We start from the raw sequence: 12,103 nt of genomic DNA on the forward strand, positions 1-12,103 counted from the left end.
GAGAAGACCGATGCGAACGTTTGATATTCGGACTGTGGGCCGGCGGTGGACTGATGAAGAAGCGGCGGTGCTTCACGACGAGCTTCCTGGGCGCCTGGAGATGGTTAACGGCATGCTGTGTCTCGATGAAGAGCAGCGATTGCTGCTACTTGGCGCTCTGCTGGAACACGTTGGCACTGAACGGGCCGTGCGCTTAGGGCCCTTTCGATCCTGGAAACAGGCCATCGGCCAGCGTGAAGAGGACCTAGCTTGGGACAATATGCCGGCCGTCGGCGCCGAACAGTTCTGGCTGCCAGCCTATCAACGCATACCGTTCAAGAAGCGCTTGGCGCTCAAGCCGCTGGTCAAGAAGCGAAGGCGCTAGGCCGGATATTTCTCAAGCGCCCATGTCGGCGATATCCGCGCTGCGCCCGTTTTTCGCAAGACGGCGGCACGAGGTGTGGGACGCGTCTACCTAGGCACCCAGTCGGGTAAGTCCATCACGAGGAGAGAACAATGACAGACAGCAAACAGTCGCAGTGCAGCCCGTCGGTGAGCATGGCGGCCGCGTTCGCCCATGCGAACGCCTCCCTGGCTCTGGAAGGCCTGGTTGTGGACGCGGCGCAGGCTGCACGGCAGCAACAGGTCATCGATGGCGAGATCTCTATCGAAGCGGCGATCGCCGCTGCAGTTGATGCTGGCCTTGAATGAAGCACGTCGTTGCCTCGCCGCGGCCGCGTGGACTCGCTTGAGCGCGGCCGACGTGTCGGGCCGGGTGGGAAAATGGGGCATGGATGCCAAACCTGCGCCCTCCAAGGTCACCGCCAAGCCGGCCCGCAGGCCTGCGCTTGTGACGGCCGCGCAGTCGGCCAGCACGAGCTACAGGACCAACCTCCCGCCTGAGGTGCTGCGCGAAGCGCTGCGCACCGGCATCATGCCGGCCGACTTCAAGGCGCACATCGACACGCTGCTCGATGAGGTGCCTATGTCGATGTTGGCCAGGGTCGTCGAGCAGATCCACGCTGACGACGGTATGCCGCAGGATCAGGTGTGGTCCAACATGCGCAGCATGGCCAAGGCGTTGATGCTCACGCGCGAGCTGGGGCCGCCGAGTACCTGACGGTCAAGGAAAGAAAAAGCGCCGACTGTCGCAGCGAGCGATGAAGGGACCGGGCAGAAGATTTCAGGGAGGTTTGGCCCTGGCCAGCCATGCGGGCCGGCGAGTCGTTTTGCTACCGATGCATCGACCCATAACCCAGCCCTCCCACGCCCAGGCGCACCAAGCGCCATTGACGCGGCCCAGCGCTGCGGATGGCGTGTACGGTTTCACGCTGCTAGGCTGCTGCACCGCAGGTAATTGTGTAGCCGAGATGCTTGAAGAAATACGCCCAGGAGAAATCCTCCAAGAGGACTTCATGAAGCCCCTTGGCATCTCGGCAGCCCATCTGGCTTCCGGCATCGGGTTGTCCGCCGCGAGCATCCGCAGATTGATGCGGGGCAATCGAAGGCTCACCGCGGCGACTGCACTTCGTCTCGGGGTGTTCTTCAACATGGAGCCACGCTTCTGGATAAATCTGCAGGTCGACTACGACCTGCGGACTGGCGCCCGAGAATCGCTTAAGAACCTTCGATTACGGGTCAAGCCCCTTGCCCGAAAGCCACAGCCGGAACGTACCTGAGTTGGTCGGACGGTTACTCGGGATCGGCACGGCGGCAAGAAGGTCGCCGCGGGTCACGGACTTTTTCCGTTGGTCTTTTCCGGCTCGTTGTGTAGGCGCAGGTCCGACGCCGACCAGCGCCGCTTGCTGGCCTTGATGGGCTCCACGGGACCGAGGATGCGGAAGGCATGCAGACCCAGCTCGTCCAGCTTGTAGAGCACGAGCATGCGCGACCACGGGCAGTACAGCGACAGGGTGCGCAGGCCGCGCTCTTTGCGCGGTGGCGGCGGAGGGAAAAGGTCGAATTGGTGGCTCATCAGGTTGTTTCGCCAGTGCCGATTGCAGCCTATGCACGCCTCATGGCATTCGAGTCCGCAACCTTCAGGATGGCCGCACGGGCCTCCAGAATGACTGGCAGCAGCGCCTCATTCGGCGGGGCCAAGCCGCGCTCGACCATGGCCGCATGTAGGGCTCGAATCTCACGGGTGATCGAACTCAGGGCCAAGACTGCGTCCGTTATGTGATCGACGTCCGCCCTCCGACCAAGCATCGCCCTTCGAGCAAATTCGGCTACATCCATCTTGCGAGCATCTGCTGCCGCCTTGACCTTCGCCTCTTCGTCTGCAGTCACGCGCAGCACGATGCGTTTGGACCGTCGCTCGCTGTCCTGTTTCGCTACAAACAACGTCTTCATGCAGCCCTTCCGATTCAGGTATCCAACTTAGATCGCAAAGTCTTCGAGCTTGGCGCCGGCCGAAATTGCGGCCTTGAGCCATTTGGGCTGCAGGCCTCGACCGCTCCAGCTCTCGCCCGTGGCCTGGTTGCGGTATTTGGCCGCGACCGGGCCAGCAGCTCGGCGCCGGCCAACGGCCAGATCTGCGACGGTTAAGCCGTAGTCGGCCATGAGTTGCCGGACCTCGGCGATGGCCTGTGCCACCTCCTGCTCGCGCTTCGCCGCAATCTGCCGCTCCAGCTCGGCGCGCTGGGAGAGCAGGTCATTCAAAGTTGCCATGTGGTCGTTGTCCTTTCTCAGTCGTGGTGATGCGGATTGATGGAGACGCCGACGGTGGTCTGCTCCTTCTCCATGTGTCGGTTCGCTTCGCCCAGGCGATCACGCAGGCCTGGCTTTTTCGGCGCGCTGCCCTGTGCGACTTGCCCCGCCAGCTTGTCGATTGCCTTGCTCAGATCGGCCATGGCGGTCCCACCGGCGCCAGAGATGCTGGCGGTTTGGCCGGAGCCCTGCCCCTGACCGCCCCCCTCCCCGCTCAGGTCGGGTCCGATGCGGCCGGAGGCCACCTTTTCAGCCTGCTGCGGGGCCGCGGCTTCACGGCCGGCACTGGAACCGGCGTCAGGCGTCGCTTGACCAGCCTGCGACAGATGAGCCTCGCCGCCAGGCGATGCAGAGGCGCTGGAACTCGACCTGGCTTGCCCAGACGGCCCATCAGCGCCGCCAGCACTGCTACCGCTCTGGCCTCCCATGGAGAACGATGCCGACCCAGGCGACGGTAGCGGTAGCGGCTCCGCGCTACCCATGGCAGAGGCGTTGCTCACTGAGCCCCCACCGCTCATCATCGATCCAAGAAAGTCGCGCATGCTCTGCGGCGCCGATGACGATGCGCCAGCAACGGCCGCACCGCCCGAGGCCACTGCTGCACCCATGGCGGCGCCGGCGGCTGCGGCCGATGCCACGTCACCGGTCCCCATCGAGGTATTTCCGGCTGCCAAACTCGCGGCGATGGCATCAGATTTGAACGCCGCATAGACCAAGATCAAGTAGACGCAGGCAGCAGCCAAGACAGCTCCGACCACCTTGCCGAAGCCATCGACGAATGACACGGGGTCTACGTTGTCAATGGCCTGCTTCAACACGTTGCTGACTTCACCGAAGGCGGCGTAAATCACCGACAGCAGGATGACTCGATAAGCCAGTGACAAAAGGGCTTTGAACGGTGCAATGCCCTGATCGCGCAAGGTGTTAAGGCCTAGGAAAGAAAAGCTCAACGGCGACAGCATTGCGATCAATCCAAGCTCCAGTTGGAGCATGAAGATCTTGAATGCGAAATACATCCCGACGGCGGCCACGCCTAGGCAGGCATACAGCAGGAATTGACCAAGGACCCCACCAGCTAGAGGTATCGAACCAGCCACGACGGCGGCTGCGGCCAGCTTTGTTGCAGCGCCAAGCGTGAAACCGATGATCGACCCAGGGCTTGGAAGATCGAAGCCCAGCATGTTGAAGAAACTATCGCCTACAGCGCTGATGAACTGGGGGCCGTTGTTGATGATGTAGAGCACGATGCCAACCCAAGCGACAGCACCGAAGAACTTGGCGAAAACCGTCTGCAGGTCGGCGTCCGAGGTCAGCAGCTTGTAGTTCGTGATGAAGAACTGCAGCGTTGCAAAGACGCCGAGCCAAGTGATCGCGTTGGCGGTGAGCTTGTTGACGGCTGGCGCCATCGTGGCCTTCATCATGTCAAGGACGCTCGAAACGTCCATTGCCTGCGCAATCGAGACTTGCTGTTGAGCCGACGCGCTGGACATCGCAAAAATTGCGAGCGCGGCTACTGCGAGGTATTTGCACTTTGAATCCATAAAGCCTCGCGGGTTTTAATCGACCTTGACGTATCGAGCCGCGCGAGTCGCGCAATACATCGACCCGGGATCCTTGATCTCGCAGGATTGAGGAAGACCGCCTTGGAATTGGAATTTGACGATGGAGCCTTCGACCGTGAAGGACGTTTCAATGCTCTCGCCGAGAAGGATGGTTTTCACCTTGCCGTTGCTGAAGGTGAGGGTATTGGGACCATTCTCAGCTCGATAGTTGCCGGAGACAGAGGAGCTGGTGATAGTCGCACCCTCTTTACCGCAAGCGGTCAGCACGAGGGCGGCGGCGACGATAGCGAGATATTTCATGTTAGTTCCCTGGGATGACTAATTGGAGGCTTCTTAGCGGCGCTTCTTCCAGAAGAGGAAGCCTTGCGACAGCGCGAGCGTGAGCAGAGCGAGCCAGGGGCTGCTCTTGAAGACTGCCAAGTAGAAGGCAGGGCCGGCCACCACGATGGTGATGGCGCCAGCAAGGGCCATTTGGGCATGAGAGAGGGGCTTTTTCTGCATGATCTGGTTTTGCTGCAAAAGACTTGGTGTGTCGCCGATCGTTAACTTCAGAGCGTTTCACCAAACGCTGTGCCGTTGGCGAGGATAAAGGCTTGTCGCTCGCGCTCGATCTGCTCGCGGACCTTAGCAGCGGGAGACTCAGAAAGAATCTTTCTGCGAGCGCTTTTATCGAGTTGATATATCGCCTTGGCTTTCTGGTATTTGGGCGCATTCTTTGTAATCATGAACTGCTCGTTAAATGGTTTGAGATTTATCGGATGTGAATTCAATCGTTCCGAAGCGAGTGCTGTCTAGTGCTTCACGGTGATGCTGCACATTCCAGATTCGAAGAGCACACTTACTTGAGATCCGACGTTCGCTAATCCAGTCATGCTTTGAATGATTGCCTTGGGGATGATGTGGGCCACATTTGATTTGAAGCTAACCAAGAATGCCGTTTCGTTCTTGGCAAGCACTGCCCCAAAGTATCTGCCTCGATCGGTGTTTAGTTCCTCGATGGTCAGATCACGCCCGCTTGCGTTGGCGAGCAGATCTTGAATATTCTGTAGCTGCGCCGCAACAATTCCACTGTCAATTCGATTGATGAGCCCTTGAAACGAAATCTCCGCGTCTAGGCGGGCAAGGCTTTGAATGGCGGCAAACTTTTGAACTTCGAGTCGAATCTCATAAAGTTCGCGAACCAAATCATCCGCTGACATCATCACCCCCGGTTTTTTCGATTCTTGACAGTAGCCACAGAGTTACGCCAACGACAAGGCCACCAAATACGACCGAGATAAGCCCCACCGTGGCATACCGCGGGTCCACTTGCCGCATGAAGAGCAGAGGCCCAGTGACGAGGCCGGCTGCCCACGCCGCACTACCAACTCCAGTTGCAACCATCCAACGGGATATCGTTGGACTTTTCTTGCCATAGTCCTCTCGGGCGCTGGCGATGGTTTCGCTCGCAAGCTTGCGGTAATAGCGGCCGTAGGCGTCCGCCAGTTCAAAAATGGGATCCTGGGCATGAATGCGAATCCCATGCTCCGAGAGGAGCTGAATGACTACCTGGCGTTGCTCCAGTGCCGTCGGGGTCCGATCGCCCTGTCGTATCGCTTCAAGCAAGATCCACATAGGGTCCTTGCCATGGCCGCCTGCCTGTGGCGAGACGGTCGACACAGCGATGCCCCTGCTCATTGCCAAGCGACTTCGTTGAGTTCGCTGAAAACGCCTCCGACAACTTTGCGGAGTCGGTTCTTCACGACGAAATTGAAGTCTTCCGAGGCTTGGACCTCATCCAGCGTTAGGTGCGCTTGAGTCATTTGCTGGACGGCCTCTTCATAGGCGTCGTTATGACTCCAATCTACGATCTTGACGCACCCGGCGATCTTTCCTGACTTTTGGGCGTCACGGAAAACGGCGGTTCGCTGCACGGGGTGGCCTTCATAGTCGATCGGACCCCAGAATTCGTTTTCCCAGACGACAATTTTGGCGCCACCCCCGATGCGCGACACGAGTTCGCGGAAGCCATTGAACGTATCGGTTTTCGCTTGGCCGCTGGTCAAGATCGAATGCACAAAAATCCGTTTCCCTGCATCTGTGAAGATTTGGAAAATATCATTCTCTGCTAGGTATTTGGTCAGAGGCAGGAAAGTCGACGCGCCGTTGTCCATCACGACATCGCAATCTGATTCCATGATCACTTGCATGATCTGGTCGAATTTGCTTTGAACGACGGTACCGTTGCGAGCAATATCGATGTGTGCAACTTCGAGGCTCCTATATTGTGTGAAGGTTGCATTCACTGGATCCGTGTCGGCGCAAATCAAGCCTCGACCCAAGCTTTTCAGATACTGCGCAAGAAGGGCCGCAGCAAGCGATTTACCGCAGCCGCCTTTGCCTTGAAGAATGAAGTGAACGTTGCTCATTTAGTCCTTGGATATTTCTATTCTGTCCGGAATTGGGTTGTAGGCTTTTGCATCCTTGGATCCTTCCACTTTGGAAAGGAAAGGATTGCCGGGGTTGTCTGTGGCACGTTGTCGGCCAGTTGATTGAGAAGCTCCTCTTGGCTTCCGTCCTCCTTTTGCACCGAGGTCTCTTTCATTCTCAACAATCAAGAATTTCGAGAGCGCCTGAATCGTGACATGAACGTCATTTGCACTCAGCCAGTCGCAAATTTGCTGCAGGGTGTAGTTCTGGCTTCGTAGGGTCCGAATTTCGGGTAGGTATTCCAGCAATGGAGATACCCTGCCATTGGGTCTGTTCTTTCTCACGAATTCATCTATTGGCAACTTTCTTTCGCTTGGCATAAACCGAATTCAATCGAGTTCGCTGAGTTCTGTAAAGCTTTGCGCTCTTTGGCTGATTCTCAAATTAACGATAATCGAGCGTAATTGGACGAAATATGATTTGTGCGGGCGCTGCTAAGTGGTTGATTGGCATAGGATATTTATTTGTGTAATATTTTGTAACGTTTAATGTGAGCTGCCCCCGCTCGACCTTGCAAAGGGATTGGCTGGCGGGCTATCTCTCCCGCGGCACTGGCACGTCGCGGATGACTGCCATTCGCTACGTCGCTGGCTGGTCGGATTGCGGGGAGCGGGCGACGCTCGATCAGCGTCACTTCGGTGCGCTTATGGCGGGACGTGCTCGCAAGCCGCGGGACCGCGCGGCATCTGGGAAGCAGCGGAGTTCCTGAGCTTCCAGCCGATGGAGCCAGGCCGCTGAGGCTTCCCTTCTTGCCTAGCAAAACGCGCCAATTTGGCGAGACAAGACCAAAGGACTGGGTAGGCCGCTGGTCGCCTCAGTTCGCCCACATTCGGCCCTTCTCGCCATGGATTCGGCGCACTGAGCCCAGCTTCCGCTTAGGTCAACAGCGTTCTGCTCATTCGTAGGAACTCAACCGAATTTGCAGGCAGTGGGTGCAGCAATCGACAAGGGCAGGATGCCAGGTGTGTGCCTCACGGCGCACACCCATCCTGGTCCGCTAGATCGCTTCGCGCCCGTCGCAGACGCTCAGGGCTTCGCCCCGAGACCCGTGTCGAAAACCATTCAGCTCTGAACGCTCTGGATTGGGCGCTGTGAGGCGCGGTTGCCCCAATAGCTATGAGCGCACTCGCCAGCCGGCGAAGGGCATGGACTGCGGCGGCAGAATGCGTCGGCCTGGGTCTGGCCGGGAGGTCATTGGTAAGCCGGTCCAAGTGCAGAACACAAGGATTTGCCGCCGCTATGAGCGCCCCTTCTCCGTCACCGCAATCGCAGCCAGTAGTTCCGCTCGAACCACTTCCCAGAACGCCCCAACGCGAGGCGCTCGGCGCCATGGGAGGCTATGACTACCAGATTTGGCGTTCCATCGAGAGCTGGGTGATGCTCGGTAGCGATGAGGTGCTGTTTCTCGAAGGCGCGGAGGACATTGACCGCGTGAACTCGATCGAGACCACGACGGTGCAGGTCAAGCGGACCGAGGAGGGCGTTTCCCTCAACTCGCAGAATGCCCGCGACGCCATCCGAAATTTCTGGGCGACTGCGCAGCGCTCACCGAGCAGGCAGATCAAGTTCGTCTATTTGACGACATCGAACATCGCGAAGGAACGCGACGCTCGTTTTGGCGGACTGTCCGGCATCGAAGCGTGGGGGAAAGCCGCGTTTGACCCTCTGATGGCGGAGGCCGTCAGGCAGCAGTTGATCGACAGCCTTGAAGCCGGCCAGCCGATCCAAGCTTTCCTGACTTCAGCGTCCCTACAGGACATCCAGACGAAATTGCTTCAGAGGTTTACGTGGCTGACCGGGCAGCCGGACGTGGAGGTGGTCGAGCAAGCGGTTCTGGAGCGAATCGGTGACGTGCTGGTCAATGCGAAGCAGCCCAGGAGTGCTGCTCGTACGGTCAAGAACGCGCTGCTGGCGCACTGCTGGAAGCAGGTGCTGCAGCCGCTGCCGGAAGACCGCACGTTGGATAGGACCTCTCTCTGGCTTCAAATCGAGAAGGCCACGACCGTCACGCTGGAGATGCCATTGAACAGCGCAGGCGGCCTGCTGTTGGCGGCCGCGCAGCTCACGTCGCTTCAGGCGAATTTTGCGAATCTGGCCATTCTGCAGGGCGCGCCGCCGAGCCCTCCGCGAGCGCTGCTTCGCCGCCAGTCTTTGGTGGCTGAGGTCAGTCAGCGCGTGGTGCGGCGTGATGCGGTGCTTCTCGCTGGCTCGGTGTTCAAGGGCAAAACCACGATTGCGCAGATCGTCGCGCGCGACGCCGGCCTCGATGCGACATGGACTGAGCTTTCGGGGAGAACGCCGGCTGCCACGGCAGAAGCCCTGCGGCTGCTCGCACTCACCATCGACCGGCCGGGTGGCCCGTCGTTGTTGATTCTGGACGACCTGGATACGTCAGCGAACGCCAGACGTGCGTATGCCGCAAGCCTGCGACAACTGGTGCACCGCGCGCGCGTCGCAGGTATCGCGCTGCTTTTCACGGCGCAAGGACATACGGAGGCGCTTGAACAGGAGGTGGCTACCTCGTGGGGTGTGGATGTCGTCGTGGTTCCCGCGATGCCGCAGGCTGAAGTCGCGGAGCACTGCGTCGACTTCGGTTGCAGCAACCAAAACCTTGCAAACGCGTGGAGCCACCTTATTGCGGCTCAGTCAGGTGGCCACCCTGCGCTTGTGCACGTTCGGCTGGTCGAGCTCCGTGACCAGGGTTGGCCTCAGTTCGATCTGTCAACGTTCGTCACCCCTTCACCCGGTACGCAGTCGGCCAAGCAGATGGCGCGCGAGCTTTTGGACGCATCGGTCAGCGCTGCGGCCAGTCAGTTTGCACTTGAGGCTGGTGAGTTCATCGTGGCGCCGACTAGGGAGATGCTCCTCAATCTCGCGGGGCTGCCGCCCCAGCTTGTCGGCGCGCAAGCGGTGCTGAGCGCCCTGACCGGGCGCTGGCTTGAGGAACTCGGCAACGGGCGGTATCGCGTCACCCAGATTCTTCGCGGTGAAGTCAATGTCACGTGGACGGCGGAGCAACATCGCGCCCTGCATGCCAAGATTTTTGATTCGATCGCCGGCTGCGAGTTCATTTCACACGACTACGCCGGAGCATTGGTTTTCCATGCGTTTATCGCGCGCAATGCGACGCGCTTGATGGTCGGCGTCCAAAGCGTTGTGACGGCAGACGAGGATGTCCAGCGGCAAATCTTTGGGCACTGCGGCTGGCTGTTGCACATTGGCTTTGACAGCGGCCCGGTGCAGGCGGAGATGAAGCCCGCGATGCCTTCATTGCGGCAGCTTCAGTTCCTCGTCGCGGAAGTTGAAGACCCAACGCGGGTAGAGCATTTCGCGCTCGCCTGGCGAAACGAGATCGGTCCGCGTGTTTCCGGTGTACTTTGGACGCTCAATCGCGTCATGTACGACATGACGGTACTGAGCAAGCGTGTCAAGCTACCCATGGCAGTGCTGCTCGACGCCGTCTCCAGTGCGGTCCAAACAAAGGAACCCGCAGCGGCTGTACTGGCTCAGGGCATTTCCAGCTTGAAGGCGATTCCGGCCTTGCCGGGTTTTGCTCCTCCTCAGAGCGCCACGACGCTCCAGTTCTTCCTGTCCCTGCGCGCCAACGGCGTGGGGACGCTTCGCGACCTCAGCGACCTTCTTGCTTGGCTATCGGACCCAGCCAACCATGAGCTCGTCGCGCAGTTCGACGAAATGCTCGACTGGCCGCATGTCCGTGACATAGGTGCGTTTGTTCATTCCGGGTGGGTTGCGGAGGCAAATAAGGACAGTCCGGACTGGGCGCCTTGGCTCGCGGCGTTCGACCGTGCGCTTGATGTCTGCGCATCATGCAAGCTGCCGCTGTATGGAGCTCAAGTCGCACGGGCCAAGTCCATTGTGCTGAGCGAGTATGTCGGCGATGTGCCCGGCGGATTCGCTGTCCTCGACCATGCCACGGTCCTGTTCGGTTCGAGCGCTGTCATCGAGGAGCAGCGCATCAACTTGATGGGTCGGTCCAACAACCATGCATTGGCGTTGTCCGCATGGGACGCGGCCATTGCGCGCTTTGGCTCGCACGCGGTCACCGACCCCTTTGCGTACCGTCGAGCCGCCATGTCCGCTGCCGAGCTGGGCGACTTTAGTCGCGCCTCGCTGCTATTCGAGCAGGGTGCCAGGCAGAAGATGGATGGGTTCGAGTTGACACGGGTCGGCCTCCTCATTGATGCCTCGTACTGTGCGCTGCGAGCTGGGCAACGTCGGCGCTGTAGTGCATACCTGACCGAGGCGGTACTGCTGCTTCCGGTTGAGGCGCGGGCGGAGGGCGATAAGCGCTGGGAGGCGATCATCCAGGTCGCAAACGCGACGGGACAGCTATTCGAGAAGCCTGACCAGTTGCGCCCGGACGGCGCTCCTGTTGTGATCGCGTTCGGCCGCGCCAGCCAGCCCGCTCTGGCGGTCGACGAAATCACGCCCGGTCAGGCGCTGCGGGTTGGACTGTTGGAAACGCAGGTTGCGTTCCTGGAGGCGCATTGGACCAATCCATCAATTGCGACGTTTGATCGGGTTTCAGTGTTGATGGGAGGCGACGACCTACTCACACGGCTCAATGGGTCAAAGGCGCTGATGCTTCGCGAGCTGGTGCGCGGTTCGTCACCCAGCTTCTTCGGCTATGTCATGGCCATGTCCGGGATCTCTGGCGAGCTCAATGCGCGACGAGATGCGAAGGGCGCCGAGACCGTCACGGCCGAGGAATTGCTGGCTGGCATGCTGGCAGTCGGCATCCTGCTGGCTTCGACCGAGGCGAACACACTCCTTAGTCGCTGGATCGAGGACGCCCGAGATGCGAACTTGGCCGAGGTGCTGCCGATCTTGGAGCGTCTTCAAGCCGGACTCACCATGCCGACGAACGACGCGTCAGCTGAGGTCCTCCACTTCATCAGCCGTGACCAGGTTGTCAACTTCGGGGCAGCCGTGTGCGTGTGCCGATCTGACGAGGTGCAGGCCAGAACCCTTGCCGTAGCTTCGATGAGGATGGCTGGCGCTGTCCGATGGGGCATGACGCTCTTCTTCGGGCGCAGCATCGACGGCCCCGTCGCGCGCTTCCTCGCTGAGCGGCTCAATCGGCAGACTTTGCTGCGTGCACAGTTCTCGATGCCCTCCATAGCGGTCGCGGCTATTTCGGAAGTGGTCCGCCAAGTCCGAGTTGGAGACGCTGGCTTTAAGGAGCTGGTGTCAGCGGGGTGTAGGGTCACGGGCATCGATCCGGGTGACGCTCTCAAGTTGCTCTGATGCCCGCGCGGCCGCAAGGCCGGGCTCAATCAGAAGCGCAGCCGTTCGCCGTTCAAGGTGAGTTGGCCGGACGGATGCCAGGCGAGTTGTCCGCGGCCAGCCGGGCGCCCAGCGCC

The 12,103-nt window shown here is 59.9% G+C and carries 16 protein-coding genes; 5 read left to right on the top strand and 11 right to left on the bottom strand.

Translation table 11 applies throughout. The annotated features are described in order from the left end of the window. Positions 1 to 10: 10 nt before the first annotated feature. The 4 genes from AC1DW3_RS21280 to AC1DW3_RS21295 all read left to right on the top strand — a co-directional run bounded on the left by AC1DW3_RS21280 (position 11) and on the right by AC1DW3_RS21295 (position 1,658). Positions 11 to 364 carry a hypothetical protein gene (locus AC1DW3_RS21280; protein WP_477934600.1) on the top strand — a complete coding sequence of 118 codons (354 nt, stop codon included), beginning with the start codon at positions 11 to 13 and terminating at the stop codon, positions 362 to 364. A gap of 131 nt (positions 365 to 495) precedes the next feature. Further along, positions 496 to 690, top strand: a complete 195-nt coding sequence (locus tag AC1DW3_RS21285; protein ID WP_477934602.1) for an antitoxin VbhA family protein — start codon at positions 496 to 498, stop codon at positions 688 to 690. Continuing rightward, complete coding sequence (locus AC1DW3_RS21290) at positions 683 to 1,099, top strand: hypothetical protein (RefSeq protein ID WP_477934604.1); 417 nt, start codon at positions 683 to 685, stop codon at positions 1,097 to 1,099. Before AC1DW3_RS21285 ends, AC1DW3_RS21290 begins: the two co-directional genes overlap by 8 nt. A gap of 250 nt (positions 1,100 to 1,349) precedes the next feature. Next, positions 1,350 to 1,658, top strand: a complete 309-nt coding sequence (locus tag AC1DW3_RS21295) for a HigA family addiction module antitoxin (RefSeq protein ID WP_477934606.1) — start codon at positions 1,350 to 1,352, stop codon at positions 1,656 to 1,658. A 53-nt stretch (positions 1,659 to 1,711) separates the two neighbouring features. Here AC1DW3_RS21295 and AC1DW3_RS21300 read toward each other — a convergent pair whose 3' ends face one another. From AC1DW3_RS21300 to AC1DW3_RS21350, 11 genes are all read right to left on the bottom strand, one after another. Then, positions 1,712 to 1,954 (bottom strand): hypothetical protein, encoded by a 243-nt coding sequence (locus AC1DW3_RS21300; protein WP_477934608.1) that lies wholly within the window; start codon positions 1,952 to 1,954, stop codon positions 1,712 to 1,714. 29 nt (positions 1,955 to 1,983) lie between these two features. Next, the gene (locus AC1DW3_RS21305; protein ID WP_477934610.1) at positions 1,984 to 2,331 is read right to left on the bottom strand and encodes a plasmid mobilization protein; all 348 of its coding nucleotides are present in this window, start codon (positions 2,329 to 2,331) and stop codon (positions 1,984 to 1,986) included. A 27-nt stretch (positions 2,332 to 2,358) separates the two neighbouring features. Then, positions 2,359 to 2,649, bottom strand: coding sequence for an H-NS histone family protein (locus AC1DW3_RS21310; protein WP_477934612.1), 291 nt, complete (start codon positions 2,647 to 2,649; stop codon positions 2,359 to 2,361). Between the two features lie 17 nt (positions 2,650 to 2,666). Next, positions 2,667 to 4,229 carry a type IV secretion system protein gene (locus AC1DW3_RS21315; protein WP_477934614.1) on the bottom strand — a complete coding sequence of 521 codons (1,563 nt, stop codon included), beginning with the start codon at positions 4,227 to 4,229 and terminating at the stop codon, positions 2,667 to 2,669. Positions 4,230 to 4,244: 15 nt separating this feature from the next. After that, complete coding sequence (locus tag AC1DW3_RS21320) at positions 4,245 to 4,550, bottom strand: hypothetical protein (RefSeq protein WP_477934616.1); 306 nt, start codon at positions 4,548 to 4,550, stop codon at positions 4,245 to 4,247. Positions 4,551 to 4,583: 33 nt separating this feature from the next. Beyond that, positions 4,584 to 4,721: a hypothetical protein gene (locus AC1DW3_RS21325; RefSeq protein WP_477934618.1), complete on the bottom strand. Its 138-nt coding sequence runs from the start codon at positions 4,719 to 4,721 to the stop codon at positions 4,584 to 4,586. Positions 4,722 to 4,798: 77 nt separating this feature from the next. Further along, positions 4,799 to 4,975 carry a hypothetical protein gene (locus tag AC1DW3_RS21330; RefSeq protein WP_477934620.1) on the bottom strand — a complete coding sequence of 59 codons (177 nt, stop codon included), beginning with the start codon at positions 4,973 to 4,975 and terminating at the stop codon, positions 4,799 to 4,801. 66 nt (positions 4,976 to 5,041) lie between these two features. Beyond that, a complete protein-coding gene (locus tag AC1DW3_RS21335) occupies positions 5,042 to 5,452 on the bottom strand; it encodes a hypothetical protein (protein WP_477934622.1) in 411 nt (136 codons plus the stop codon). Continuing rightward, the gene (locus AC1DW3_RS21340) at positions 5,436 to 5,864 is read right to left on the bottom strand and encodes a hypothetical protein (RefSeq protein WP_477934624.1); all 429 of its coding nucleotides are present in this window, start codon (positions 5,862 to 5,864) and stop codon (positions 5,436 to 5,438) included. The genes AC1DW3_RS21335 and AC1DW3_RS21340 overlap by 17 nt, the downstream gene beginning before the upstream one ends. Before the next feature lie 59 nt (positions 5,865 to 5,923). After that, entirely contained in the window at positions 5,924 to 6,658 is a 735-nt protein-coding gene (locus tag AC1DW3_RS21345) for a nucleotide-binding protein (protein WP_477934626.1), read from the bottom strand. Next, positions 6,659 to 7,003: a hypothetical protein gene (locus AC1DW3_RS21350; protein ID WP_477934628.1), complete on the bottom strand. Its 345-nt coding sequence runs from the start codon at positions 7,001 to 7,003 to the stop codon at positions 6,659 to 6,661. Between the two features lie 1,045 nt (positions 7,004 to 8,048). On the opposite strand from AC1DW3_RS21350, the gene AC1DW3_RS21355 reads away from it, so the two are divergent. Further along, positions 8,049 to 11,987 carry a hypothetical protein gene (locus AC1DW3_RS21355; RefSeq protein ID WP_477934630.1) on the top strand — a complete coding sequence of 1,313 codons (3,939 nt, stop codon included), beginning with the start codon at positions 8,049 to 8,051 and terminating at the stop codon, positions 11,985 to 11,987. Positions 11,988 to 12,103: the final 116 nt, after the last annotated feature.

The organism is Roseateles sp. P2_H4, from assembly GCF_056403315.1.

Coding starts and splice junctions, on each gene's coding strand:
- AC1DW3_RS21280 (WP_477934600.1), top strand. CDS start 11: ATGCGAACGTTTGATATTCGGACTGTGGGCCGGCGGTGGACTGATGAA.
- AC1DW3_RS21285 (WP_477934602.1), top strand. CDS start 496: ATGACAGACAGCAAACAGTCGCAGTGCAGCCCGTCGGTGAGCATGGCG.
- AC1DW3_RS21295 (WP_477934606.1), top strand. CDS start 1,350: ATGCTTGAAGAAATACGCCCAGGAGAAATCCTCCAAGAGGACTTCATG.
- AC1DW3_RS21300 (WP_477934608.1), bottom strand. CDS start 1,954: ATGAGCCACCAATTCGACCTTTTCCCTCCGCCGCCACCGCGCAAAGAG.
- AC1DW3_RS21305 (WP_477934610.1), bottom strand. CDS start 2,331: ATGAAGACGTTGTTTGTAGCGAAACAGGACAGCGAGCGACGGTCCAAA.
- AC1DW3_RS21310 (WP_477934612.1), bottom strand. CDS start 2,649: ATGGCAACTTTGAATGACCTGCTCTCCCAGCGCGCCGAGCTGGAGCGG.
- AC1DW3_RS21315 (WP_477934614.1), bottom strand. CDS start 4,229: ATGGATTCAAAGTGCAAATACCTCGCAGTAGCCGCGCTCGCAATTTTT.
- AC1DW3_RS21320 (WP_477934616.1), bottom strand. CDS start 4,550: ATGAAATATCTCGCTATCGTCGCCGCCGCCCTCGTGCTGACCGCTTGC.
- AC1DW3_RS21325 (WP_477934618.1), bottom strand. CDS start 4,721: ATGGCCCTTGCTGGCGCCATCACCATCGTGGTGGCCGGCCCTGCCTTC.
- AC1DW3_RS21330 (WP_477934620.1), bottom strand. CDS start 4,975: ATGATTACAAAGAATGCGCCCAAATACCAGAAAGCCAAGGCGATATAT.
- AC1DW3_RS21335 (WP_477934622.1), bottom strand. CDS start 5,452: ATGATGTCAGCGGATGATTTGGTTCGCGAACTTTATGAGATTCGACTC.
- AC1DW3_RS21340 (WP_477934624.1), bottom strand. CDS start 5,864: ATGTGGATCTTGCTTGAAGCGATACGACAGGGCGATCGGACCCCGACG.
- AC1DW3_RS21345 (WP_477934626.1), bottom strand. CDS start 6,658: ATGAGCAACGTTCACTTCATTCTTCAAGGCAAAGGCGGCTGCGGTAAA.
- AC1DW3_RS21355 (WP_477934630.1), top strand. CDS start 8,049: ATGGGAGGCTATGACTACCAGATTTGGCGTTCCATCGAGAGCTGGGTG.